The following is a 25,326-nucleotide window of genomic DNA, read 5'->3' on the forward strand; positions in this document are numbered from 1 at the left end:
TCCCCGACCCCTGCGCTCCGAGACCTGCACCACGGTCGGTGACCGGCGGACGAGACGCCCCGGTCGACGCCGTCCGTGTGGTGCACGCCGTCCGTGGTGGTGCACAGCGGAATGATGCCCGCTGTCCGCCCCCGGACGGCGGCTCAGGTCCGCGGGTGCACCAGGTTCTGCGCACCCTCGAGACCGCGCTCGAGCAGCGCCTCGGCCGCGTCCGCCGCCTCGGCGACCAGCCAGTCGAGATCCTTGCGCTCGGTCGCGGAGAAGTCCTTGAGCACGAAGTCGGCGGGGTCCTGCCGGCCGGGCGGGCGGCCGATGCCGACCCGCACGCGCAGGTAGTCCTTCGTGCCCAGCGACCGGCTCACCGAGCGAAGCCCGTTGTGCCCGCCCTCGCCGCCGCCGCGCTTGAGCCGCACGGTCGCGAAGGGCAGGTCCAGCTCGTCGTGCAGCACGACCAGGTCGGCCGGGTCGATGGAGTGGTAGTCGAGCAGCCCGCGCACCGGCCCCCCCGACTCGTTCATGTACGTCATCGGCCTGGCGAGGACGACCCGTCGTCCGGCCAGCCGCCCGTCGCCGGCGACCGCCCGCGCGCGAGCGCCCTTCCCCGGCGAGAGCCGGATGCCGGCCCGGGCGGCCAGCTCGTCGAGCACCATGACTCCGACGTTGTGCCGGTTGCCGGCGTAGCCGGGCCCCGGGTTGCCGAGCCCGACGACGAGGAACGGGCCCCCGGAGGGTGCGCCCGCGGGGGTGCCGGAAGTGCCGGCGCCCCCGCGGATCGTGCTGTCGGTCAGCGGATCCCTCAGCTGTTCTCGGTCGCCTGCATCGACTCGCCGCTGCCCTGGTCCTGCGGCTCGGGGACGACGTCACCCTGGCCGGCGGCACCGGCCGCACCGGCCTCGCGGGCCGGGGCGGCGCCGGCCTCCGGCGCCTCGGTCTCGGCGACGGCCTTCTCGATGCCGGCCTCGGCCTCGGCCTGCTCCAGCTCGGCCTCGAGGGCCTCGGCGGTCGGCGCGGCCATGAGGTTGACGACGAGGGCGTCGGCGTCGGTGAGCAGCGTGGCGCCGCTCGGCAGGCGGAGGTCGGCGCCGGTGACGCCCTCGTGGGCGCCGCGGCCGGTGACGTCCACCTCGATCGACTCGGGGATGGCGGTCGCCGCCACCTGGATCGACACGGTGTTCAGCTCGACGCTGACCAGCGTCTCGGCGGCGGGCTCGCCGGTGACGACCACCGGGACGTCGACGGTGACCTTCTCGCCGCGGCGGACGATCAGCAGGTCGGCGTGCTCGTGCACGCGGGTCAGCGGGTCGCGCTGCACGTCCTTGGTCAGCGCGAGCTGCTCCTTGCCGTCCAGGACGACGGTCAGCAGCGCGTTGCTGCCGCCGTTGCGCAGCGCCGCGGCGAACTCGCGGGCAGGCAGGGAGAGGTGCACGACGTCCTGGCCGTGCCCGTACAGGACGGCGGGGACGCGACCCTCACGGCGGGTGCGGCGGGCACTGCCCTTGCCGAACTCGGTGCGGCGCTCGGCGACGAGGCGGAAGTCGGCCACGGTTCTGTGCTCCTCGGGAGTGGCGATCGGGGCTGCGGGCCGGCGCACGAGCGCGGCACACCCCGACGGGCCGGAGGCCACCGGGAGCGTGCACGTCGATCACGGAGCACGGTCGGACCGTCTCCCTCGCCGGGCAACGACCACGAGGCTACCCCAGCGCGCGTCGTCCCGGCGCGGGGGCCGGAGGCTCCCCGACGGGACGGCGAGGCAGGGCTCGGCGCAACGGGGGGCACGGCACCTGGCCGCGGTTCGCCACGCAGGACGCGTGCGGGATCGTCGTCCCGGCGCGGGGGCCGGAGGCTCCCCGACGGGACGGCGAGGCAGGGCTCAGCGCGAACCGGGGCACGGCACCTGGCCGCGGTTCGCCACGCAGGACGCGTGCGAGGTCGTCGTCCCGGCGCGGGGGCCGAAGGCTCCCCGACGGGACGGCGAGGCAGGGCTCGGCGCAACGGGGGGCACGGCACCTGGCCGCGGTTGGAGCCCGGAGGGCGACAGATCAACTCGCCCCGGCGAACAGGCTGGTGACCGAGCCGTCCTCGAAGACCTCCTTGATCGCCCGCGCCAGCAGCGGGGCGATGGAGAGCACGGTCAGCTTGTCGAACTGCCGCTCCGGCTCGATGGGCAGCGTGTTGGTGACGATGACCTCGCTGATCCGGCTGTTCTTGAGCCGGTCGACGGCGGCACCGGAGAGCACGCCGTGCGTCGCGGTGACGATGACGTCGGCGGCGCCGGCCTCGAACAGCGTCTCGGCGGCCTTCACGATCGTGCTGCCGGTGTCGATCATGTCGTCGACGAGGATGCAGACGCGGCCCTGCACCTCCCCGACGACGCGGTTGGCGACGACCTCGTTGGGCCGCGACGGGTCGCGGGTCTTGTGGATGAACGCCAGCGGGCGGCCGCCGAGGCGGTCGGTCCAGCGCTCCGCGACGCGCACGCGACCGGAGTCGGGCGAGACGACGGTGATGTCGCGGTCACCCCAGCGCTGCTCGACCTGCGAGGCGAGCAGGTCGAGGGCGAACAGGTGGTCGACCGGGCCGTCGAAGAACCCCTGGATCTGCGCGGTGTGCAGGTCGACGGTCATCAGCCGGTCGGCGCCCGCGGTCTTGAACAGGTCGGCCACCAGGCGGGCGGAGATCGGCTCCCGGCCGCGGTGCTTCTTGTCCTGCCGGGCGTAGGGGAAGAACGGGGCGACGACGGTGATCCGCTTGGCCGACGCGCGCTTCAGCGCATCGACCATGATCAGCTGCTCCATCAGCCACGTGTTGAGCGGCGCGGTGTGGCTCTGCACGACGAAGGCGTCGCAGCCGCGCACCGACTCCTCGAAGCGCACGAACAGCTCGCCGTTGGCGAACTCGTAGGCGGCCGTGGGCGTCGGCGTGACCCCCAGGTGCCCGCCGATCTCGTCGGCCAGCTCGGGGAAGGCCCGGCCGGAGAAGAGCATCAGGCTCTTGCTGGGCGTCTGACGGATCGCGCTCATCGGCTCCGCTACCCCTACTGGTCGTCGTCGGCGCCGGACGGGTCGGACGGCGACCGGGACGCGCCCGCACGCTCCTCGGCGGCTGCCGCTGCCTCGGCGGCCGCCGTCCCGGGCCTTCTCCGGCGCACCCAGCCTGCCACATTGCGCTGCCGGGCCCGTGCGACCGCCATGGCGCCCGGCTCCACGTCGGTCGTGATGACCGATCCCGCGGCCGTGTAGGCGCCGTCCCCGACGGTCACCGGCGCGACGAACATGTTGTCTGCGCCGGTGCGGGCGTGGTCGCCGATCGTCGTGTGGTGCTTGGCCACCCCGTCGTAGTTGACGAAGACGGTGGCCGCCCCGATGTTCGTGCCGCGCCCGATCGTGGCGTCGCCGACGTAGGAGAGGTGGGGCACCTTGGAGCCCTCGCCGACGTCGGCGTTCTTGGTCTCGACGAAGGTGCCCACCTTCGCGCCGGGGCCCAGCCGCGTGCCGGGCCGCAGGTAGGCGAACGGTCCGACGGAGACCCGGGGGCCGACGACGGCTCCGACGCAGTGCGCCCGGACGACGGTGGCCTCCTCCCCCACCTCGGTGTCCTGCAGCGTGCTGTCGGGGCCGACGGCCGCACCGGCGGCCACGGAGGTCGTGCCGTGCAGCTGCACGCCGGGGTGCAGGACGGCGTCCGGAGCGACGGCGGCGGTGACGTCGACCCACGTGGTGGCCGGGTCGACGACGGTGACCCCGGACCGCATGAGGTCGTCGAGGACGCGGTCGTTGAGCTGGCGGCGCCGGAGAGCCAGCTCGCGGTGGTCGTTGCAGCCGAGGACGTCGTCCGGATCCTCCGCGCGCACACCGCCGACCGGCGCCCCCTCGTCGACGAGCAGCCCGAGGACGTCGGTGAGGTACTGCTCCCCCTGGTCGTTGTCCTGACCGACGCGGGCCAGCGCCCGGCGCAGCGCGGTCGCGTCGCCGACGTACACCCCGGCGTTGATCTCGCGGATCGTCCGCTGCTCCGGGGTGGCGTCGCGCTCCTCGACGATCGCGGTCACCGCCCCGCCGGTGTCGCGGACGATCCGCCCGAGGCCGGTGGGCTCGTCGACCTCGGCGGTCAGCACGGTCAACGCGTTGCCCGCCCGCGCGTGCTCCTCGACGAGAGCGGCGACGGTGCCGGTGCGCAGCAGCGGGGCGTCGCCGTTGACCAGCAGCACCGGGCCCTCGACGTCGGGCACCGCGGCGAGCGCGACGGCGGCGGCGTGCCCGGATCCCCGCTGCTCCTCCTGGACGACGGGCAGCGCCTTGGGCGCGATCTCCGCGAGGTGGGCCTCGACGGCGTCCCGGCCCGCCCCCACGACCACGACCGTGGCGCCCGCACCGAGCGGCTCGGTGGCGGCCAGCACGTGGCCGAGCATCGAGCGCCCGCCCAGCGGGTGGAGGACCTTGGGCGTCGAGGAGCGCATCCGGGTGCCCTGGCCGGCGGCCAGGACGACGACGGCGGCGACCCCGGCGGCGGGAGCCGGGCCGCCCGGCGGCGGCGTGTGCGAACGGGTCACGGATCTCCTCGGCGGACGGCGCGGCGCACGACGGCGTGCCGCACGGACGTCTGGCTGGGGGACTCGGACTCGAACCGAGACTTCCCGGCTCCAAAGGCCGGCGGGCTGCCGATTACCCCATCCCCCATCCCACGCGGCCGCCAGCGGGCCGCGCGAGCGCCGGTGACGGGGCCGGCGCCGGTTCCGAGCCTATTGCGGGCGGCCGCCCGGCACCCACCGGCCCGTCCGCGCCCCGGGCCCTGCGGGCCGGCAACCGCCGGCCCACGGCCCGCCGGCCGCGGCCCGGCGGCGGCGTGCGCCGGGAGCCCCCGCTGCAGCCATCCCTACGGAGGCGTAACTTACGGCCACGTAGCTCCGGGGTGAGACGTCCGCCACCCCACGACGCCCCGCCCCGGCCACCCAGGAGACCCCGTGTCAGCTCCCGCACTCACCCGGCCCACCGCGCCGCCGCGCCCCGACCCCGACGCAGGTCTGCCGGCGAACGCCCTCGGCGCGGAGAAGGGCACCGGCGAGCAGCTGGCGCTGTACGCCTTCGTCCTCGTGCCCTTCCTCGCCCTGGCGGCGGCCGTGCCCGCCGTGTGGGGCTGGGGTCTGTCGTGGACCGACGTGACGCTGTTCGCCGTCTTCTACGTGCTCACCGGGCTGGGCATCACGGTCGGCTTCCACCGCCACTTCACCCACGGGTCGTTCAAGGCCCACCGCGGGCTGCGCATCGCCCTGGCCGTCGCCGGGTGCATGGCGGTGCAGGGCCCGGTGGTGCAGTGGGTCGCCGACCACCGCCGCCACCACGCCTTCTCCGACCGCGCCGGCGATCCGCACTCGCCCTGGCGGTACGGCGACGACCTCCGGGCGCTGGCCAAGGGCATGTTCCACGCGCACGTCGGCTGGCTGTTCGACCGCCGGCAGACCAACCCGGCCCGCTACGCCCCGGACCTGCTCAAGGACGGCGCCGTCCGGCGGACCAGCGACCTGTTCGTCGTCTGGGCGGGCGTGGGCATCCTGCTCCCGGCGCTGATCGGGGGGCTGGTCACGATGAGCTGGGCCGGCGCCGCGACGGCCTTCTTCTGGGCCGGCCTGGTGCGCGTGGCGCTGCTGCACCACGTGACCTGGTCGATCAACTCCATCTGCCACACGGTCGGCAACCGGCCGTTCACCGCCCGGGACCGCTCGACCAACTTCTGGCCGCTGGCGCTGCTCAGCTTCGGCGAGTCGTGGCACAACCTGCACCACGCCGACCCGACCTGCGCCCGGCACGGCGTGCTGCGCGGCCAGGTGGACATCAGTGCCCGCGTCATCTGGCTGTTCGAGAAGCTCGGCTGGGCCCGCGACGTCAAGTGGCCCGATCCGGTCCGGCTGGCCGCCAAGCGGCGGGCGCCGGGGTCGGCACCAGCCGCCGCCTGATCCCGGCGGGTCCTCGCGCTCGATCGCCCCGCCCGGGTCACCGGCACGACGCCGGTGGCCCGGGCGGCGGCGTCCCCGGCACGATGAGCCCATGGGAGCGCCGTCATGAGCAGCAGCCCGGCCCGGCCACGGGTACGGATGACCGGCGCCCAGCGCCGCCAGCAGTTGCTGGACGTCGCCCGCGAGCTGTTCGGCCAGCGCGGTTACGAGGCCACCTCGATCGAGGAGGTCGCCGCTCGCGCCGACGTGAGCAAGCCGGTCGTCTACGAGCACTTCGGCGGCAAGGAGGGGCTGTACGCGGTCGTCGTCGACCGGGAGATGCAGCGGTTGCTGGTGCGTTTCGAGTCGGCCCTCTCCTCGGGTGGGCACCCGCGCGAGCTGCTGGAGCGGGCGGCGCTCGTGCTCCTCGACTACATCGAGGAGGACACCGACGGGTTCCGGGTGCTCACCCGCGACTCCCCGGTCACCAGCACGACCGGGACCTTCTCCTCGCTGATCGGCGAGGTGGCCCGCAAGGTCGAGCACATCCTCGGCCGCCAGTTCGAGAAGCGCAGTTACGATCCCCGGCTCGCCGAGCTCTACAGCCAGGCGCTGGTCGGCATGGTGGCGCTGGTCGGCCAGTGGTGGCTCGACACCCGCTCGCCCGGCAAGCGGGAGGTGGCCGCCCACTTGGTCAACCTGGCCTACAACGGGCTGTCGCACCTCGATCCCCACCCCGACCTGGTCGACGGGCCCGCCACGCCGTAGCGCCGGAGCCGGCGCCCCGCCGGTCCGGGCGTCAGGCCACGACGCGGGCGCCGGGCACCGGGCCGTGGACGGCGCGCACCGTCCGGAACACGCCCTCGCCGGCGAGCGCGGCGGCCAGCCGGACCGCGTCGTCGGCGTCCTCGGCCAGCGCGGCGACCGTCGGCCCCGAACCGCTGACCAGCGCCGCGACCGCCCCGGCCTCGCGCGCGGCGCGCAGCGCCCGCCGCAGGTCCGGCCGCAGGCTGGTCGCCGGCGCCTGGAGGTCGTTGGCGAGCGCCGCGCCGAGGGCGGACGACGGTCCGCCGCGGAGCGCCGCGAGCACCGACTCCTCACCTCCGGCCGGTCGGCCGGCCCCGCGGCCCCCCGCCCGCAGCCGGTCGAGCTCGGCGTAGACGGCCGGCGTCGAGAGCCCCTCGCCGGCGATCCCGAGCGCCCAGTGCCACGGCCCGCGGGCCAGGACGGGCGAGAGCCGCTCACCGCGACCGGTGCCCAGGGCGACCCCGCCGACCAGGGCGAACGGGACGTCGCTGCCCAGCCGGGCGGCCAGGCCGGCCAGGTCGTCCCGGCTAGCGCGGGTGCCCCACAGCCGGTCCAGCGCCACGAGCGTAGCCGCGGCGTCGGCGCTGCCACCGGCGAGGCCCGCGGCGGCCGGAACGGCCTTGTCGATGGCGATGTGCGCGTCGGCGGGGACGCCGGCGTGCGTGGCGAGCAGCTCGGCCGCGCGCCACGCGAGGTTGCGGGCGTCGGTGGGCACCCGGTCCGGTCCGGTCGCGGCGTGGGCGCCCTCCCCGCTGACCGACAGCGCGAGACCGTCGCCCGGCCGGACGGTGACGGTGTCGACCAGGGACACCGCCAGGTAGACGGTGCGGAGCTCGTGGAAGCCGTCGTCCCGGAGCGGACCGACCGACAGGTGCACGTTCACCTTGGCCGGGGCGCGCGCGGTCACCGCCTCGTCGGCCGACAGCGCCGCGTCGACGGGCCCGGTCACCGGGCGCCGCCGTGCGGGCGCGGCCGGTCGCTGCCCGGACGCCGGCGGCCGCGCGTCACGCCTGCACCGGCGGCGTCGCCGCGAGGCGGGCGAAGTCGGCGACCGACAGCTGCTCGCCGCGGACGGCGGGGTCGATGCCCGCGGCGCGCAGCCGGGCCTCCGCGGCCGCCGGGCTGCCCGCCCAGCGGGCGAGGGCGGCGCGCAGGCTCTTGCGTCGGGTCGCGAAGGCGGCGTCCACGACGGCGAAGGTAGCCGCGCGGTCCCCTTGGGGCGGCGGCCGCCGGACCAGGGCCACCAGCCCGGAGTCGACGTTCGGCTCCGGCCAGAAGACCCGCCGTCCCACCGCTCCGGCGCGGCGGACCTCGCCGTACCAGGCGGCCTTGACCGACGGCACCCCGTAGGCCGGCGTGCCCGGCGCCGCCGCCAGCCGCTCGGCGACCTCCGCCTGCACGAGCACCAGCGCGCGCCGCAGCGTCGGCAGCAGCTCCAGCAGGTGCAGCAGGACCGGCACGGCCACGTTGTAGGGCAGGTTGGCCACGAGCGCCGTCGGCGGCGGGCCGGGGATCCCGGTGACCCGCAGGGCGTCGGCCGCGACGACGTCCAACCGGTCGGCGACGGCCGGGAGGCGGTCGGCCACCGTCACCGGCAGCCGCGCGGCCAGGCGGGGGTCGATCTCGACGGCGACGACCCGGGACACCGCGGGCAGCAGGCCCAGCGTCAGCGACCCCAGACCGGGGCCGACCTCGACCACCACGTCGTCCGGTCGCACCTCGGCCGTGCGGACGATGCGGCGGATGGTGTTCGCGTCGTGCAGGAAGTTCTGCCCCAGCATCTTGGTGGGGCGCAGGTCGAGCTGCTCGGCCAGCTCGCGGATGGCCGCGGGGCCGAGCAGCCCGTCCGGGACCGCGGGAGGCGTCAGCGGAGGCGGTTCGTCAGCGCGGGTCGGGCGTCAGCGGAGGCCGTCGTCAGCGGAGGCCGTCGTCAGCGGAGGCCGAGCTTGCGGGTGCAGCTGGGCCAGGCACCCCAGCCCTGCGAGGCCTTGACCCGCTCGGCGATCGCGATCTGCTGCTCGCGGCTGTTCTGGTGCGGCATCCCGGTCCCGCCGTGGGCCTTCCAGGTGCCCAGGGAGAACTGCAGGCCGCCGTAGTAGCCGTTGCCCGAGTTGATCGCCCAGTTGCCGCCGGACTCGCACTGGGCGAGGCGGTCCCAGACGCCGCCCCCGGCCGCCGAGACCGACGGCGTGGTGGGCGCCGGACGGTCCTTGGTGCCGACCGCGACCACCTCGTCGACCGGCTGGCGGGTGACCGAGGTCGCGAGCTGCTCGCGGCCGGTCTCCACACCGTCGGTGACCGTCACGCGGAAGGTGGTCACCTGCTCGCCGTCCACGCCCTGCTGGGTCACGGTCTTCTCGCCCTTGAACGCCTCGGCGTCGGGCGTCTCGACCCGCCCGTGCGGGATCGCCGCGGCCTGGGGCACCTCGGTCACCTGCACGCGGAAGACCTGCAGGCGCATCCGGTCCAGCAGCGCCTGGTGCGGGTACAGGCTGGTCCGGTCGGTGGCGCTGAGCGCGATGCCCTGCTCGGCGAGCAGGTCGCTCGCGGTGGCGGCGGTCGTGGTGACCACCCGCTCCTGGCCGTCGGCGACGAGGACGACGTCCTTCGGCGTGGTGATCGACAGTTCCATGCCGTCGAGCGGGAGCCGCTCGCTGCGGCTGGCCGAGAGCACGAGCTCCTCGCCCGACCGGTAGCCGAGCTGGGCGAGCGCCTCGTCGACGGAGAGCGCGGTGACGTAGACCTCGCGGGACACGCCGTCGACGGTCAGCTGCAGCGGCCGGGCGCGGTTGAGGACGACGGTGTCGCCGTCGGCGACCGCCTGCTCGACGTCGGGGAGGACCACGTCGTGCTCGCCGGGCGTGACGCCCTCCTCCTCGAGCACCTCGCCGACGGTGCCGGCATACGTGCTCACCGCGCGGCTCTGCCCGTCGACGGTGAGGGTCACCGACTTCTGGGCCGCGAGGTACGCGAGGAGACCGCCGACGAGTCCGAGGATCACGACGGCGAACAGGCTGAGCTGGATCGAGCGGCGCACGGCACTTCCACGGGGGGTCACGGAGCCCGGGCAGGGGCACGGGCGCACCGCCGGTGAGGACGGTCCGCCCGCCGCGAGGCCTGCCCGGTCAGCGGCCGTCCTGGAGCCGGGCTCCGGTCGGTCACGCCGCCCGGATCGGTCCCCATCCCGGCTGTCGGTCACGACACGATAACGAAAAGGGTGCGGGTGGCAATGGTGCGCCCGAAGTGAAGCAGCCGGTCAGGAAAGCGTTGTGTCGGCACGCCGACACGGAGAGTGCACGACGTGCCGGGTGAGGCGCCCGGGACAGGTGGTGCGGACGGGGATCGGCCGTGAGAAGCCGCACAGCAGCAATCGCGCCGGACCGGGTAGGACGGCCGGGTCCGCGCCCGGAGGGGTCCGGCCCGGCCGGCCGCTCAGCCGGCCAGGGCGCGGGCGTTCGACCGCACCGGCCGCAGCCAGGTGACCAGGAAGCCGGCCACCGCGACGCCGGCAGCCAGCGCGGAGAAGCCGCCGGCCACGAGGGCGACCGGGGCCAGGTCGAAGCCCTCGGTGACCCGCTCGCCCAGCTCGATGCCCGCGACGAGCAACAGGGTGCCCAGCGGCAGCAGCCCGAGGACGCTGGCGCCCGCCGTCACCAGGTGCGCCGTCCAGGTGCGCAGCGCCTCGTCGACCGGCACGTCGGCCCCCGTCGCCGGGAGCGGGCGGACGAGGGCGCGCAGCAGGGCGACCTCGGCCAGCAGCCAGGCTGCCGCCGGGGCGACGACGGCCGCCCAGGCGACCGTGCCCGGCAGCTCCCCGGCCCGGGCCAGCAGGACCGCGGTACCGAGCTCGGCGACCAGCACGCCGCGCATCGTCCACAGCAGCCACGCGGAGATCAGCTCGCCCTGCTTCGGTCGGCGCGGCGGATCGGTGAGCGTCCACCGCGGCCGGGGCCGGGTGGCCTCGGCGAGCAGCACGCCGGCCAGCAGCCCGACCACCAGCGCCGGCAACCAGAGGAAGACCGAGGCCTCGGCGAACAGGACGACGCTGGCCACGATGCCGGCCACGCCGAGCAGCCAGCCCAGCGCGCGGACCCGCCGTCCGTGCTGCGCCTGCCGGCGCAGCACGACGGTGCCCTCCGGGGTCGGTTCGGCCAGCTCGACGCCGGTCGCCGCCACCGCCCGGCGGCCCGCGGCGAGCCACCACGCGCGGGCCAGCAGGATGCCCGGCACGAGCACGGCGATGAAGAGGACGACGGCGATGAGGCGACCCACGCCGTCAGTGTCCCCCGTAACGCTGCGCGGTGGGCGGCGCCCGTCACAACACCGTCACGACACCGGATCGGGGTCGACCTCGCTGCCGCGCGGCCCGGGCACCGGGCGGCTCCGACGTGCGGCTGCGGTAGCGGTCCGGTCGACGCGACAGCGGCCGGCGCCTGCTACCAGGTGCCGAAGACCCGCTCCGCCGTCCGGGTGAGGTGGTCGCAGAACTCCGGCAGGTCCGCGCCGGTGAGGTCGGCGAGCGCGCGGACCGTGAGCGGCACCAACCGGGAGGCGTTGGGCCGGCCGCGGTACGGCGTCGGGGTGAGGAAGGGCGCGTCGGTCTCGACGAGCATCCGGTCGACCGGGGTGACGGCGGCCGCCTCGCGCAGGCCGCCGGCGTTGGCGAAGGTGACCGTGCCCGCGAACGACAGCACGAAGCCGCGCTCGACGCAGGCCCGGGCGAAGGCGGCGTCGCCGGAGAAGCAGTGCATGACCACGTGCTCGGGCGCGCCCTCGTCGTCCAGCACCCGCAGCACCTCGTCGTGCGCGTCGCGGTCGTGGACGACCAGGGCCTTGCCGTGGCGCTTCGCGATGCGGACGTGCGCCCGGAACGACGCCTCCTGGGCGGCCCAGCCGTCCGGCCCGGTGCGGTAGCGGTCCAGGCCGGTCTCCCCCACCGCGCGCACCCGGGGCCGGGCCGCCAGCCGGTCGATCTCGGCCAGCGCCCCGTCGTCCGCGGCGCCGGCGCCGGCCTCGTTGGGGTGGAGGGCGACCGCGGCCAGCACCGCCGGGTGCCGGGCCGCCAGCGCCGCCGACCACCGCGACGACGGGACGTCGACGCCGACCTGCACCAGCCGCGGGACGCCGACCGCCGCGGCGGCCGCGATCTCGGCGTCCACCGCGTCGTCGTCCGGCCGGCCCTCGTCGCCCGCGCCGTGGGCCGGCCGCTCCCCCACCACGATGTCGAGGTGGGTGTGGCTGTCCAGCGCCGGGGCCGGCAACGGCTCCGGGGACGGCGGGAGGTCACCCCGGCGGTTCGCCCGGGCCGACGCCGACCGGCTCACGCCGTCCCCAGCCCGTCGGTCAGGGCCACGACCGCCGTCATGCGGACGTCCCGTGGTCCTCGAGGCGGGACAACTCCTCCTCCACCACCGCCTCGTCGAGCTTGCGGAACACCGGCGTGGGCGGGGACAGCGGCGCGCCGGGCGGCAGCGGTCGCGAGGCCCACACGGCCTGCCCGGCGCCGTAGTCGCCCGTGATGACCGGGTAGGGCGAGCCGTCGTCGAGGTCGGTGACCTCCTCGATGCGCGGCGCGGGGGACCACACCCCGGTGCCGCCGAGCAGCTCGTGCACCTTCTGCGCCGAGTGCGGCAGGAACGGGGTCAGCAGCGCGTTGCAGTCGCTGACCGCCTGCAGCGCCGTGTGCAGCACCGTGTCGCGGCGGGCGAGGTCCTCCTTGAGCTTCCAGGGCGCCTGGTCGGAGAGGTACTTGTTCGCCTCGCCGACGACCCGCATCGCCTCGCCCGCGGCGGCCTTCTGCCGGTTGCGGGCCAGCAGGTCGCCGACGGTGGCGAAGGCACCGGACGTCGCGGCCAGCAGCGCCCGGTCGTCGTCGGTGAGCTCCCCCGGCGTCGGGACGGCGCCGACGTTCTTGGCCGCCATCGAGACCGACCGGTTGACCAGGTTGCCCCACCCGGCGACCAGCTCGTCGTTGTTGCGGCGGCGGAACTCCGCCCAGGTGAAGTCGGTGTCCTGGGTCTCCGGCCCGGCGACGGCGATGAAGTAGCGCAGCGCGTCGGCGTCGTAGCGGGCCAGGAAGTCGCGGACGTAGATGACCACCTGCCGCGACGACGAGAACTTGCGCCCCTCCATGGTGAGGAACTCCGACGAGACCACCTCGGTGGGCAGGTTGAGCCGGCCGAGGTCGCCGGGGGTGCCGCCCTTGTCGCCGGCGCCGTTGTAGCCGAGCAGCTGGGCGGGCCAGATCTCGGAGTGGAAGACGATGTTGTCCTTGCCCATGAAGTAGTAGGCGTCGGCGTCCGGCGACTGCCACCACTGCCGCCACGCGTCGGGGTCGCCCGTGCGGCGGGCCCACTCGATGGACGCCGACAGGTAGCCGACCACCGCGTCGAACCAGACGTAGATGCGCTTGTCGGGGCGGTCGCGCCAGCCGTCGAGCGGCACCGGCACGCCCCAGTCGATGTCGCGGGTGTAGCTGCGCGGCTTCAGGTCGTCGAGCAGGTTGACGCTGAAGTTGAGCACGTTCGGCCGCCAGCTCTTGCGCGACGCGAGCCAGTCGCCGAGCGCCCGGGTGAAGGCGGGCAGGTCGAGGAAGTAGTGCTCGCTCTCGACGAACTTCGGGGTCTCGCCGTTGATCCGGCTGACCGGGTCGATCAGGTCGGTCGGGTCCAGCTGGTTGCCGCAGTTGTCGCACTGGTCGCCGCGGGCCCCGTCGTAGCCGCAGATCGGGCAGGTGCCCTCGATGTAGCGGTCGGGCAAGGTACGGCCGGTCGACGGGCTGATCGCGCCGAGCGTGGTCTGCGGGAAGACGTAGCCGTTCTTCAGCAGGCCCAGGAAGATCTCCTGCGCGATGCGGTGGTGGTTGACCGTCGAGGTCCGAGTGAACAGGTCGTAGCTCAGCCCGAGCGCGGCCAGGTCGCCGACGATGATCCGGTTGTTGCGGTCGGCGATCTCCCGCGGGGTCACGGCCTCGGCGTCGGCGGCCACGGTGATCGGCGTCCCGTGCTCGTCGGTGCCGCTGACCATGAGCACGCGGTTGCCCGCCATCCGCTGGTAGCGGCTGAAGACGTCGGAGGGGACGCCGAAGCCGGAGACGTGGCCGATGTGCCGGGGACCGTTGGCGTAGGGCCAGGCCACGGCGGTCAGGATGTGCCGATCGCTCACGGCACGAGACTAGTGAGAGCCCGGCGGGGCTCCCGCCCGGCCGCTCAGCGGTCGACGGCGACGCTGGTCATCGCGGTGCCCGCCCCGCCGGGCTGGCCCGGCGGCGGGCCGGCCACGGCGACGGCGCCCAGGCCCAGCCCGATGGCGGCCACGGTCAGCGTGCACACCAGGCGGTGCCGGGCCACCGGGTCCGGGCGACGCTCGCGGGGCCGCGGGCCGGCGGCCACCCAGGCCCGCGCCGAGGCGCTGCCGGCGAGCAGCAGCTTGGCCACCGGGACGGCGACCAGCAGCAGCGCGACCGGCGACAGCTGCTCGGGCAGCTCGAGGGGCAGCGGGCGGACGACGGCGGCGAGCCCGACAGCGGCGAGCTCGATCCAGGCCAGCGCGACCAGCAGCCGGCGGCCGGTTCCGTCTACCAGCGCGGCGCCGGTGCCCGCGGCGAGCACCACCCAGCCGGCGAGGACGACGAGACCGGCGGTCACAGCCGCACCGGACGGGCGGTCCGGAGACGCCATGACGCCGTCCAGCACGGTCAGCGCGGCGCCGAGGAGGGCGACGGACTCGAGGACGCCGATGACGCAGGCGGCCAGGACGGTCAGCGGCAGCCGGGACCGGGAGGACGTCCGGACGGCGACCCACGACGGGATGCGCACGCGCGGCAGCGCGAAGGTGTCGCGGACGTCGAGGACGCTGGTGGCCACGGAGCACTCCTGGACCGGGGACGGGTGTCACCGATCCGTCGGCGCCCCCGCGGCGGGCCTGGAGAGCCGCGCGCCGGCCTCTCACCCGCCGGGGGTGGGTCGGCGCGTCGCGTCGCGGTGCCGACCGCCCCGGTGGCGATGGTGATCCGGTACGTAGCGTGGGACGGCGCCGGACCTCCGCACGCCTACGCTGCTCCTGCTCCGAGACCCGGAACCGTCGCCGGAGGTGCACGCATGACCAGCAGGGACACGCCCCTCTCGCCGCCGCTGCACGCGTCGCCGTCCGGCCGCGGCGGAGAGCCGCCGGACCCGCGACCGGGACCGGCCGGACGCCAGCGGCGCGCCCCGACGCGGCGCCCGTCGGCCGACCCGGTGGTCGACTGCGCCGTCTACGTCGACGGGCGCCGGCAGGCCCCGGTGGCCCCGGAGGACGCCCTCCGGGTCGCCGTCGAGCGGGGCGGCTTCGTCTGGCTCGGCCTGTTCGCCCCGACGGAGACCGAACTCGGGACCATCGCCGACCGCTACGGCCTGCACCCGCTGGCCGTGGAGGACGCCGTCTACGCCCACCAGCGGCCCAAGCTCGAGCAGTACGACGACGCGCTGTTCATGGTGCTCAAGACGGCGACCTACGTGGAGCACGAGCGGCTGACGGCCACCAGCGAGGTCGTCGACACCGGCGAGGTGATGGTCTTCCTCGGTGCGCACTACGTGATCACCGTGCGGCACGGGGAGCACAGCGGCCTCGCCGACCTGCGGCACCGGCTGGAGAGCCAGCGCGAGCTGCTCCGCCTCGGACCGTCGGCGGTGCTCTACGCGGTGGCCGACCTCGTGGTGGACGCCTTCGTCGACGTCGCCATGGCGGTGGACGAGGACGTCGACGAGCTGGAGGCGTCCGTCTTCAGCCCGGAGCGCACCGACGACATCGGCCGGCTGTACCAGCTCAAGCGGGAGCTGATGTCGCTGCGGCGGGCGGTCTCGCCGCTCGAGGTCCCCCTCCAGCGGCTGGCCGAGCGCGATGTCGAGGTGGTGCCGGCCACGATGCGCTCGTACTTCCGCGACGTGCAGGACCACGCGATCCGGGTGCGGGACCAGGTCGGGGCGCTCGACGAGCTGCTCTCCTCGATCCTCCAGGCGTCGCTGGCGCGGGCGACGGTGGCCGACAACGAGGACATGCGCAGGATCAGCGCGTGGGCCGGCATCGTCGCCGTGCCGACCGCGATCGCCGGCATCTACGGCATGAACTTCGTGCACATGCCCGAGCTGGGCTGGCGGTTCGGCTACCCGCTGGTGCTGCTCGTGATCGTGGGCTCCTGCCTGCTGCTGTACCGCGGCTTCAAGCGCAACGGCTGGCTCTGACACCAGGGCATAGGAAGCTATGCCTGCAGTTCCGGGCCCCTCGCGGGGCGCAAAGCTTCCAACGCCGCTGGCTGACCGGGGCGCTCAGGCTCAACGGCGCCCCAGCCTGTGGACAGCCCTCGCCGTCCACAGATTCGCGCCAGCACTGCCGCCGGCCTGCCGCGCGGCCGCACGGTGCTCCCATGGACTGGCGTGCGGTCATCGGGGAGATCCTCCAGGAGGGCGGCGGCCTCGCCACGCGCCAGCAACTGCTCGCCCGCATCCCCAAGGCTGTGCTCGACCGGCACACCCGTCGAAATCTCGTGCGCGTCCTCCCGCACGTCTACCGGTGGCGCGACACGGCCGTCGACGAGCCGACGTTCCTGCGTGCCGCGCTGCTGCACGTAGGCCCGCGCTCGGCGCTGAGCCATACGACCGCTCTCTGCATGTGGGGCCTCTGGCGGCTGGAGCGTCCGGTGCACCTCGTCGTCGACCAGGCGGTCCGCCGAGCCGGCTCGCCCGACGTCGTCGTCCACCGCCGCCTCGACTTCACGCCCGAGGCACCGCAGAGCCTCGAGCGGCGCGGCCTCCCGGTCACCGATCTGCCGCGCACGCTGATCGACTCCTGGCCCCTGCTCCCGGCGGACGAGCGACGGCCACTGCTGCTCGAGACGGCGCGACGGGGCCTCGTCATCGCCCCGCGGCTGCGCTCCGCACTCGACGAGCGCTCCAACATCGCCGGGCACCGGCTTCTCGCGCAGGCCATCGACCTGATCGAGGACGGGTGCCAGAGCGAGCTCGAGGCGGTCGGCATCCTCGATGTGTTCCGCCATCCGTCACTGCCCCGTGGCGTCGGCCAACACCGCGTCATCGCCGGCGGCGTCGTCTTCCGGCTGGACCGAGCCTGGCCGGAGGTGAAGCTCGCCGTCGAACTGGACGGCGCTCGGCACCACACGAGCCCGGAGGACCGTCGACGAGACCTCGCGCGCGATGCCGCGCTAGCAGCGGCCGGCTGGGTGGTCCTCCGCTTCACGTACGCGGATGTGCGCCGCGACCCGGCCAAGGTCCGGGCACGCGTCCTTGCCGTGTACCGCACGCGCAAGGCACAGCTGGTCGCCGTCTGATCGGGAATGCGGCGATCAGCGATAGCCGAGACACGCGATAGGGGGCATAGGAGGCTTTGCCGGCGTCCGGAACCCGAATCGCGCGGCATAGGAAGCTTTGCCAGCGCCCGGAACCCCGATGGCGGGGGCATAGGAAGCTTTGCCGGCGCCCAGAATCCGAATCGCAGGGGCATAGGAAGCTTTGCCGGCGTCCGGAACCCCAATACCGGGGCATAGCTTCCTATGCCCCCGGTCAGGGCTTGGCGGTGACCACGGCGTCGTAGACGACGCGGCGGGGCAGCCCGGTGCGGACGACGACGGCGCGGATGGCGTCCTTGCGCGGGGCCCCGGCGGCCTCCTCGGCGGCGACCATGGCGGCCAGCTCGTCGGCCGACAGCTCGACCGGGGCCGGCCGGGCGCCGGCAACGACCAGGGTGATCTCGCCGCGGACGCCGTCGGCCGCCCAGGCGGCCAGCGATGCCAGCGGCCCGCGGCGCACCTCCTCGTGCGTCTTGGTCAGCTCGCGGCACACCGCCGCCGGGCGCTCGCCGCCGAAGGCGCCCGCGGCGTCGGTCAGGGCGTCGGCCAGCCGGTGCGGCGACTCGAAGAAGACCATCGTGCGCTGCTCGTCGGCCAGCGCGGCCAGCTTCGCCCGGCGCTCGCCGGCCTTCCGCGGCAGGAACCCCTCGAAGCAGAACCGGTCGACCGGCAGGCCGGAGACCGCCAGCGCGGTGGTCACCGCCGACGGGCCGGGCACCGACGTCACCTCGACGCCCTGCTCGACCGCCGCGCGCACGAGCGTGTAGCCGGGGTCGGAGACCGACGGCATCCCGGCGTCGGTGAGCAGCAGCACGGTGGCCCCGTCGGCCAGGGCCGCGAGCAGGCCGGGCAACCGGCTGCGCTCGACCGACTCGTGGAAGGTGACCACCCGGCCGGTGAGCGTCACCTCGAGGTCGGCGGCCAGCCGGTGCAGGCGGCGGGTGTCCTCGACGGCCAGCACGTCGGCCTCGGCCATGACCCGCCGCAGCCGGGGACCCACGTCACCGGGCTGACCGAGCGGCGCACCGCCCAACACCAGCCGACCCGCCACCGCTCCTCCCGACCTCCCGGACGTCGGTGCCGCGACGCCACCGCCGCCGACCCGCCACCGCTCCTCCCGACCTCCCGGACTCCGGTGCCGCGACGCCACCGCCACCGCCCGCGCCACCGCCACCGCCCGCGCCCGCGAGCCTGCCACGCCGATCGCCGGAGGCCCGCCTGCAGGGGCCCGGCGCCAGCCGGCGAGCGCCGGGGGGCAGGGGGTCCTTTCACTACGCTGGCCCGCATGGCGGTGCTGACACCCGAGCGGACGGCGCAGGAGCCGACCCCGCCGCGCACGCCGCCGCCGACCCGCCGCCGGTCCCCCGCCCGGGCACGCCGGGACCGCACTCCCCCGCTCCCCGACGACCGGCGCCTGGCCTGGCTGCTCGCGGCCGCGCTCGGTCTGGCCACGCTGGTCAGCCGGCTGTGGGACATCGGCTACCCGCCGGACCTGCTCTTCGACGAGGCCTACTACCCGCCCGAGGCCCGGGAACTGCTGCGCCACGGCCACGAGTACAACCGCGGCTACACGTTCATCGTCCACCCGCCGCTCGGAAAGTGGCTGATCGCCACGGGCATCGCGGTCTTCGGCTACGACTCCCTGGGCTGGCGGGTGCCCTCGGCCGTCGCGGGCGCAATCGCCGTGGTGGTGCTCGCCCGGCTCGGCCGCCGGCTCACCGGCTCGACGCTGCTCGGCCTGCTCGCCGGGTTGCTGCTCGCCCTCGACGGCCTGTCGTTCACGCTGGGCCGGATCGGCCTGCTCGACGTCTTCGTGCAGGTCTTCGTCGTCGCGGCGGTGGCCTGCCTGGTGGTCGACCGCGACCGGGTGCGGGCCCGGATCGCGGCGCGCCCCGACGTCGCGCCGTCCGGCTTCCGCCTCGGTCCGCGCGGTTGGCGACTCGCCGCCGGGGTGCTGTTCGGCTGCGCGTGCGCGGTGAAGTGGAGCGGCGTGTGGTTCCTCGCCGCGTTCGCCGTCCTGTCGTTGTTCTGGGAGCGGGCGGCCTGGCGGGACGCCGGCGTCCCCCGGCCTACGCGGACGACGGCGCGCCGCGGGCTGCCCGGTGCGCTGTGGGCGCTGGCCGCCGTCCCGGTGCTCACCTACCTGGCCTCGTTCGCCGGCTGGTTCCGGGGCGAAACGGCGCAGGGCCGGCACTGGGCCACGCAGAACCCGGACACCGCCGTCCCCTTCGTACCCGACGCGCTGCGCTCGCTGTGGCACATGCACGCCGAGTGGCTCCGGTTCCACAACGGCCTGTCGACCGCGCACCCGTGGGAGTCGGGACCGTGGACGTGGCTGGTCACCGGGCGACCGATCCTGCTGTGGAACCCGCAGGGGCTCACGGACGCCGAGGGCGACCAGGTCATCCGCTACATCCTCATGCTCGGCACGCCCACGCTGTGGTTCGTGTTCGTGCCGGCGGTGCTGTGGCTCGGCTGGCGGATCGTCACCCGCCGCGACCCGGCGGCCGTCGCGGTGCTCGTCGGCGTCGCCGCGGGCTGGGCGACGTGGCTGCTCAACCCCGAGCGCACGATGTTCATCTTCTACATGGCCCCGGCGGTGCCCTTCTTCGTGCTCGCCGTCGTGCTGCTGCTGCAGGACGTCATCGGCCCGCCGGGCGGCGAGCCGGGCCGGCGCCGGCTGGGCCTGGGTGCCGTGTGCCTGTACGTGGCGGTCGTGGCGGCGACGTTCGTCTTCCTGCACCCGGTGCTCACCGGCGGCGAGCTGTCGCACGAGGAGTGGCTGCGCCGGATGGTGTTCCCCTCCTGGTACTGATCGGCACGGACCGACCGGCACGGCGAGAGGACGACGATGGGCGACCCCGGCACCGACCCCGGCACGGACCCCGGCGCCGACCGGGTCCGCACCGAGGTCGACGGCGACCTCTGGCGCATCACGCTGGCCCGACCCGACACCGGCAACGCGGTCGACCCGGCGCTGGCCCGGCAGCTGGCCGCCGCCTTCGCGGATCGCCCGGAGGGCACGCGGGCGGTGCTCCTGCTGGCGGACGGTCCCCGGTTCTGCGTGGGCGGCGACGTCCGCGCCTTCGCCGGGGCGGGCGACCCGGGCGACTTCGTCGGCCGGCTCGCGGCCGACTGGCACGCGGCGCTGCGGGCGCTGCTGGCCTGTCCGGTGCCCGTGGTCGCGGGCGTGCACGGCGCGGTGGCGGGGGCGGGGGTGGGCCTGCTGGGCGCGTGCGACCTCGTCGTCTGCGCCCGGTCGACCGTGGTCCGGCCGGCCTACGCGGCGCTCGGCTTCTCGCCGGACGGCGGGTCGTCGTGGGTGCTGGCCCGCTCGCTCGGCCAGGCGCGGACCCTCGACCTGCTGCTGACGGCCGGGGGGCTGACCGCCGAGGAGGCCCGCGACGCGGGCCTGGTCGCCCGGGTCGTGGACGACGACGCGCTGCGCGACGAGGCGCTCGCCGTCGCGCGCGGCGTGGCCGCCGGGCCGGTGCGGGCGCTGGTGCGCACCCGGCAGCTCGTGCGCGGCGCGGCGGCGCGGGGGCTCGTGGAGCACCTGGACGAGGAGGGGCGGCTGATCGCCGAGTCGGCCGCCGACGCCGAGGGGCGCGAGGGCGTGCGCGCCTTCGTCGAGAAGCGGCGTCCCGACTTCCGCGCGGGTTGACCGCCACGCGGGTCACGGCCGCGAGTCGGTGACCTGCCCGGTGACGGCGTCCCACATCAGCGAGCCGCCCTCGAAGTCCGACCGGCGGCCGCCGGGCACCGCGTACTCGTCGCTGGTCGGGTAGCCGAGGAACGACTCCTCGCGGCCCAGCTCCGCCCACCGCGCGCCGATCGCCCCCTGCACGGCGTGCGCGCCGGTGCGCCGCGTCCAGTGGATCGACGCGGCCGGCGCGGCGAAGTCGTTGTAGCGACCGACGCGGTCGGCGGCCCTGAGCTCGTCGGTGGTCGGCGCGCCCAGCACGGCGTGCCCGCCGAGGGCGAGGTAGGCCTCCAGGACCGGGCCGCGGACGAGGCGCACGCCGGTCGCCGCCGTCCAGTACAGCCGGCCCCGCTCGTACTCCCGCCAGCGGACCCCGCCGTCGGTCACCTCCTCCGCGACCGGGGCGCCCAGCGCCTCGCGCACCGCGGCGTCCCCGGCGTGGCGGGCATCGATCGGCGAGCCGTAGACCGCGTGCAGCGTGACGTCGGCGTCCGGCATGACGCGGTCGTGCTGCCGCGGGGAGCCGTCGTCCCACCGCTCGAACGCGGAGACGCCGTCCGCGGCGACCTCCGCGGCGGCGACCGAGACCCGGGCACCGACGGTGACCTGCGCCTGGGCGCGGACGGCACCGTTGATCGTCACGTCGGCCGGTGACGTCGAGGTGACCGCGAGGGTGCGCAGGAGGGGCGCGGCGACGAAGCGGGTCTCGGTGCGGGCCCCGTACCGGTCCTCGGCGCGGACCCGGACCTCCAGCCGGGTGTCGTCGCCGTGGTCCTCGAAGGTCCGGGAGTAGGAGCGGCCGGTGGTCGACTCGCCCGGGTGCTCGTGGCAGTACCCGCCGCTGCAGTGCACGAGGGTCTCCGACCAGGTGATCCGCAGCCGCCCGTCCTCGGGATCGACGGCCGAGGCGGTCGCCTCCACCACGTCGCCCACGGCGAACAGCCGGTCCGGTGGCGGCGGCGAGACCTCCAGCACCGGAGCGAGGTTGGCCGGCACGACGGTCACCGACGTCCGGCCGGAGGCGCCCTGCGGATCGGTGACCGTCAGCTCTACCGTCACCGGCTCGGTGCCGGGGGCCGCGTACTGGTGGTCGACGCGTGCGCCGGTGCCCGAGGTGCCGTCGCCGAAGTCCCAGGTGAAGGTGAGCGGGTCGCCGTCCAGGTCGCGGGACAGCGTGGCGTCGAAGGTGACCGTCCGGGTGGCCGGGTCGACGGTCGCCGTCGCGCTCGCCGTCGGCGGCCGGTTGCCCGGCAGGTAGACCAGCCGCCGCAGCCGGGAGCCGAGCAGGTCGGCCCAGACGACGTCGCCGTCGGCCGCCGTGGCGAGTCGGACCGGCGCGCCCTCGTCGGCGGCGAACCCCTCGGTCTCGGGCTCGCGCACCACCCTCCCCCGCTCGTCGTAGCGCAGCGTGTAGAGGCGCTTGGAGGTGAAGTCACCGAAGAAGTAGGCGCCCCGGTACTCCTCGGGATAGCTGGTGCCGGTGTAGACGACGCCGCCGATGATGCTCGTCCCGAGCGATCCGTGCCGGTAGGCCCACATCGGCGCGGTGTTGCCGACCCCCCGGCAGCCCGGCAGGTCGCTGTAGCCCGGCGTGGGCCCGTCGCCCTCGAAGCAGGGCCATCCGTAGTTGGCGCCCGGCTGGACGTGGTTGATCTCCTCCCACCCCAGCCAGCCGACGTCGCCGACGACCGGCGCGCCCGTCGCCGGGTCCAGGCTCAGCCGGAACGGGCTGCGGAAACCCGTGGCGTAGGTGCGGCTGCGCCAGGAGTCGGGAGCCGCCGGGTCGTAGCCGGGATTGGTCTCCACACCCCGTCCGTCGGGGTGGACGTGGTGCAGCTTCCCGTAGCCGGTGTCGGGGTCCTGCACCAGCAGCGCCGACTCGTCGACGAACCGGAAGTTCCCGGCGTCGCCGACGCTGACCCACAGCGTGCCGTCGGCGGCGGCGACCAGCCCAGTCATGGCGTGCGCGTCGGAGTCGGTGGGCAGGTCCCAGAGGACTCGCTCGTCCTCGAGCGACGTCGGGACGCCGGTGCCGCCGACCCGCCAGGCGCTGAGCCGCATCGCCCATCCGGCGTCCACCGCGAGCGTGCGGGCCGTGTACACCGTCCGCGACGTCGCGTAATCCGGCGCGACGGCCACTCCGGTGAGCCCCAGGTCCTGCACGCTGACCACCGGCAGTTCGGCCAGCGTCCGCACGTCGGTCCCGTCGGCCGACACCCAGGCGACCCGGCCGTTCTTGCCGGCGGTGAACCAGCTGCCGTCGGGGGCGAAGGCGAAGTCGGTGAGCAGCTCGTCCTGGCCGCTGGGCAGGTCCTGGACGACGAAGCCGTCCGGCAGCGCCGCCGCCCGCGCCGGCACGGGCGCCGCGACCGGCAGCGCGACGGCCACGAGGACGACGAGGACCGCGGCGGCAGGCCGCCGGACGGCGCGGGACAGACCGCGCCGGACGTCGTCGTACCACCCGCTCCCCCGTGACACGCGCCGCAGCCTGCTGAGGGCCGAGCCGCGGCACAAGGACCCCGACCGGCGTCGGGGCGCCGCCCCGGCCGGCGCGCACGGCCCCCCGACGCGTCACCGCCGCACGTGAGCGGGGCGCGACGCTGGGTAGCACAGCTCCACATATCAGAGCGCTCGGTGGCACAGCGCCCGGGTAGCACAGCAGAGCCGGCGCGGCGCGACCGGACACCCCCCTCAGGGGGAGGTGGCTCAAGCGGCTGCGGAACGGATCCGACCTACCCCGCATGAGCGCACCGACCGAGCAGGCCCCGACGCCCGTCCGCACCGGACGGGGCTTCCGGCTCACCTCCCGCGTCTTCTGGGACCTCGCCGTCTACATGGTGGGCCTCGGCCTCGTGGTCGGGCTGGTCTTCCCGCCGTTCGCAACCCTGCTGGGCGTGCCTGGAGCCGTCGCGCACCGCCCGATCTTCCAGGCCGCCTGCCTGGTCGCCGGCTTCATCGTCGGCGCGGTGAACTACGCGCTGTGCCGCGGGGTCGTCGGCGGTCGGCTGGCCGAGCTGGGCACCCACCTCCGGTCGGTGGCCGACGTGATCGCGCGGGCCACCCGCAGCGGTGACTGGTCGGGCGCGGTGATCAACCGCATCCGGGTCGACTCCGACGACCAGATCGGGCACACCGCGCAGGCGTTCAACGACCTGCTCGTGGCCGTCGAGGGCCGCAAGGAGCTCGAGGACCGGCTGCACACCCAGGCCTTCTACGACCAGCTGACCGGGCTGCCGAACCGGGCGCTGTTCATGGAGCGCCTGCGCGAGGTCGAGGCGCGCTCGGACAGCTGCACGCCGTCGGCCGTCCTCTTCCTGGACCTGGACAACCTCAAGACGGTCAACGACAACCTGGGGCACGAGGCCGGCGACGGCCTGCTCCGGGCGGTGACCGAGCGCGTGGTCGGCTGCGTGCGCGGCGAGGACACCGTCGCCCGCCTCTCGGGTGACGAGTTCGCCGTCCTGCTGATGGGGCCCGGCAGCGACCGGGCCGCGGCCGTCGTCGCCGAGCGCGTGCTCGCGTCGCTGCGCGCACCGGTCGTCATCGGCAGCCACCTGGTGCGCGCCGGGGTGAGCATCGGCCTGGCGACGTCGGAGACGTGCGCGGCGATCGGCATCTCGCTGCTGCGCGCGGCCGACATGGCCATGTACGTGGCCAAGACCTCGGGCAAGGGCCGGTGCGAGGTCTTCCTGCCCTCGCACCACACCGCCGCCCTGGAGCGCGACCAGCTGCGGGCCGACCTGCACGAGGCGCTGGACGCCGGCCAGCTGGTGCTGCACTACCAGCCGATCGTCGACCTGGGCCAGCGCGAGGTCGCCGGCTTCGAGGCGCTGCTGCGCTGGCAGCACCCCCAGCGCGGGCTGGTGCCCCCGCTGGAGTTCATCAGCCTGGCCGAGGAGACCGGCCTCATCGTCCCGATCGGCCGCTGGGTGCTGCAGGAGGCGACGAGCCAGGCCGCCGCGTGGCAGGAGCACGCGCCGCTGGGCGGGCTGCGGATCAGCGTCAACGTGTCGGTGCGCCAGTTCCAGCACCCCGACCTGCTCGGTGACGTCGCCGAGGCCCTGCGCAGCTCGGGCTTGCGGCCGGAGCTGCTGACCCTGGAGATCACCGAGTCGCTCTTCGTGCAGGACACCGCCGACACCGCGCACAAGCTCGAGGAGCTCAAGCGGTCCGGCGTCCGGCTGGCGCTCGACGACTTCGGCACCGGCTACTCCTCGCTGAGCTACCTGCGGCGCTTCCCCATCGACACTCTCAAGATCGACAAGTCGTTCATCGACGGTGTGGCCACCGACTCGGAGGCCTGCGCGGTGGCCGCCGCCATCGTGCAGCTGGGGCAGACGCTGCGGCTGGAGGTCGTCGCGGAAGGGCTGGAGGACGCCGACCAGCTGGAGACGCTCAGCGACCTGGACTGCCCGCTGGGCCAGGGCTACCACTTCGCCAAGCCGCTGCCGGCCAGCGAGGCCCGCGCCCTGCTCCGCCCGGAGACCGCGGCGCTCCAGCCGGCCTGATCGCCGGGAGCCCGGTCCCGGCGAGTCGGACCTACGA

Annotated in this window: 20 protein-coding genes and 1 tRNA gene; 7 read left to right on the top strand and 14 right to left on the bottom strand. The window is 75.2% G+C overall.

Annotated features, from left to right (window positions below; translation table 11 throughout):
- Nucleotides 1-143 precede the first annotated feature (143 nt).
- The 5 genes from pth to OF117_RS09325 all read right to left on the bottom strand — a co-directional run bounded on the left by pth (nt 144) and on the right by OF117_RS09325 (nt 4,676).
- A complete protein-coding gene (gene pth / locus OF117_RS09305) occupies nt 144-788 on the bottom strand; it encodes an aminoacyl-tRNA hydrolase (protein WP_411969441.1) in 645 nt (214 codons plus the stop codon).
- An 8-nt stretch (nt 789-796) separates the two neighbouring features.
- Nucleotides 797-1,543, bottom strand: a complete 747-nt coding sequence (locus tag OF117_RS09310) for a 50S ribosomal protein L25/general stress protein Ctc (RefSeq protein WP_263552552.1) — start codon at nt 1,541-1,543, stop codon at nt 797-799.
- Between the two features lie 496 nt (nt 1,544-2,039).
- Entirely contained in the window at nt 2,040-3,020 is a 981-nt protein-coding gene (locus OF117_RS09315) for a ribose-phosphate diphosphokinase (RefSeq protein WP_263552553.1), read from the bottom strand.
- A gap of 14 nt (nt 3,021-3,034) precedes the next feature.
- Complete coding sequence (glmU, locus tag OF117_RS09320) at nt 3,035-4,549, bottom strand: bifunctional UDP-N-acetylglucosamine diphosphorylase/glucosamine-1-phosphate N-acetyltransferase GlmU (RefSeq protein ID WP_263552554.1); 1,515 nt, start codon at nt 4,547-4,549, stop codon at nt 3,035-3,037.
- A 51-nt stretch (nt 4,550-4,600) separates the two neighbouring features.
- Nucleotides 4,601-4,676, bottom strand: a tRNA-Gln gene (locus OF117_RS09325).
- Between the two features lie 284 nt (nt 4,677-4,960).
- On the opposite strand from OF117_RS09325, the gene OF117_RS09330 reads away from it, so the two are divergent.
- Both OF117_RS09330 and OF117_RS09335 read left to right on the top strand, forming a co-directional pair.
- Entirely contained in the window at nt 4,961-5,950 is a 990-nt protein-coding gene (locus tag OF117_RS09330; protein WP_263552555.1) for an acyl-CoA desaturase, read from the top strand.
- 105 nt (nt 5,951-6,055) lie between these two features.
- Nucleotides 6,056-6,697 (top strand): TetR/AcrR family transcriptional regulator, encoded by a 642-nt coding sequence (locus tag OF117_RS09335; protein ID WP_263552556.1) that lies wholly within the window; start codon nt 6,056-6,058, stop codon nt 6,695-6,697.
- A 31-nt stretch (nt 6,698-6,728) separates the two neighbouring features.
- Here the strand turns inward: OF117_RS09335 and OF117_RS09340 are convergent, their stop codons facing one another.
- From OF117_RS09340 to OF117_RS09375, 7 genes are all read right to left on the bottom strand, one after another.
- Nucleotides 6,729-7,685, bottom strand: coding sequence for a 4-(cytidine 5'-diphospho)-2-C-methyl-D-erythritol kinase (locus OF117_RS09340; protein WP_263552557.1), 957 nt, complete (start codon nt 7,683-7,685; stop codon nt 6,729-6,731).
- Between the two features lie 55 nt (nt 7,686-7,740).
- The gene (gene rsmA / locus OF117_RS09345; RefSeq protein ID WP_263552558.1) at nt 7,741-8,517 is read right to left on the bottom strand and encodes a 16S rRNA (adenine(1518)-N(6)/adenine(1519)-N(6))-dimethyltransferase RsmA; all 777 of its coding nucleotides are present in this window, start codon (nt 8,515-8,517) and stop codon (nt 7,741-7,743) included.
- 149 nt (nt 8,518-8,666) lie between these two features.
- On the bottom strand, nt 8,667-9,773 hold the full coding sequence (locus OF117_RS09355) for a ubiquitin-like domain-containing protein (RefSeq protein WP_318014232.1): 1,107 nt from the start codon (nt 9,771-9,773) through the stop codon (nt 8,667-8,669).
- A 395-nt stretch (nt 9,774-10,168) separates the two neighbouring features.
- Complete coding sequence (locus OF117_RS09360) at nt 10,169-11,008, bottom strand: hypothetical protein (RefSeq protein ID WP_263552559.1); 840 nt, start codon at nt 11,006-11,008, stop codon at nt 10,169-10,171.
- Nucleotides 11,009-11,172: 164 nt separating this feature from the next.
- On the bottom strand, nt 11,173-12,060 hold the full coding sequence (locus OF117_RS09365) for a TatD family hydrolase (protein WP_263552560.1): 888 nt from the start codon (nt 12,058-12,060) through the stop codon (nt 11,173-11,175).
- Between the two features lie 37 nt (nt 12,061-12,097).
- A complete protein-coding gene (gene metG / locus OF117_RS09370; RefSeq protein ID WP_263552561.1) occupies nt 12,098-13,900 on the bottom strand; it encodes a methionine--tRNA ligase in 1,803 nt (600 codons plus the stop codon).
- Nucleotides 13,901-13,944: 44 nt separating this feature from the next.
- Nucleotides 13,945-14,601, bottom strand: coding sequence for a hypothetical protein (locus tag OF117_RS09375; RefSeq protein ID WP_263552562.1), 657 nt, complete (start codon nt 14,599-14,601; stop codon nt 13,945-13,947).
- Between the two features lie 234 nt (nt 14,602-14,835).
- Between OF117_RS09375 and corA the strand changes: the two genes are divergently transcribed.
- Complete coding sequence (gene corA, locus OF117_RS09380; RefSeq protein ID WP_263552563.1) at nt 14,836-15,957, top strand: magnesium/cobalt transporter CorA; 1,122 nt, start codon at nt 14,836-14,838, stop codon at nt 15,955-15,957.
- 182 nt (nt 15,958-16,139) lie between these two features.
- Nucleotides 16,140-17,060, top strand: coding sequence for a DUF559 domain-containing protein (locus OF117_RS09385; protein WP_263552564.1), 921 nt, complete (start codon nt 16,140-16,142; stop codon nt 17,058-17,060).
- Nucleotides 17,061-17,292: 232 nt separating this feature from the next.
- Here the strand turns inward: OF117_RS09385 and rsmI are convergent, their stop codons facing one another.
- On the bottom strand, nt 17,293-18,129 hold the full coding sequence (gene rsmI, locus OF117_RS09390) for a 16S rRNA (cytidine(1402)-2'-O)-methyltransferase (protein ID WP_263552565.1): 837 nt from the start codon (nt 18,127-18,129) through the stop codon (nt 17,293-17,295).
- A 234-nt stretch (nt 18,130-18,363) separates the two neighbouring features.
- Between rsmI and OF117_RS09395 the strand changes: the two genes are divergently transcribed.
- Together OF117_RS09395 and OF117_RS09400 are read left to right on the top strand one after the other, a co-directional pair.
- Nucleotides 18,364-19,893: a dolichyl-phosphate-mannose--protein mannosyltransferase gene (locus OF117_RS09395; RefSeq protein ID WP_263552566.1), complete on the top strand. Its 1,530-nt coding sequence runs from the start codon at nt 18,364-18,366 to the stop codon at nt 19,891-19,893.
- Between the two features lie 36 nt (nt 19,894-19,929).
- On the top strand, nt 19,930-20,742 hold the full coding sequence (locus tag OF117_RS09400; RefSeq protein ID WP_263552567.1) for an enoyl-CoA hydratase/isomerase family protein: 813 nt from the start codon (nt 19,930-19,932) through the stop codon (nt 20,740-20,742).
- A gap of 12 nt (nt 20,743-20,754) precedes the next feature.
- On the opposite strand, the gene OF117_RS09405 is transcribed toward OF117_RS09400, so the two are convergent.
- Nucleotides 20,755-23,259: a PQQ-dependent sugar dehydrogenase gene (locus tag OF117_RS09405; protein WP_263552568.1), complete on the bottom strand. Its 2,505-nt coding sequence runs from the start codon at nt 23,257-23,259 to the stop codon at nt 20,755-20,757.
- A gap of 263 nt (nt 23,260-23,522) precedes the next feature.
- On the opposite strand from OF117_RS09405, the gene OF117_RS09410 reads away from it, so the two are divergent.
- Entirely contained in the window at nt 23,523-25,289 is a 1,767-nt protein-coding gene (locus OF117_RS09410; RefSeq protein WP_263552569.1) for a putative bifunctional diguanylate cyclase/phosphodiesterase, read from the top strand.
- Nucleotides 25,290-25,326: the final 37 nt, after the last annotated feature.

Source organism: Geodermatophilus sp. YIM 151500, assembly GCF_025716945.1.
In the GTDB taxonomy this organism is placed as follows: domain Bacteria; phylum Actinomycetota; class Actinomycetes; order Mycobacteriales; family Geodermatophilaceae; genus YIM-151500.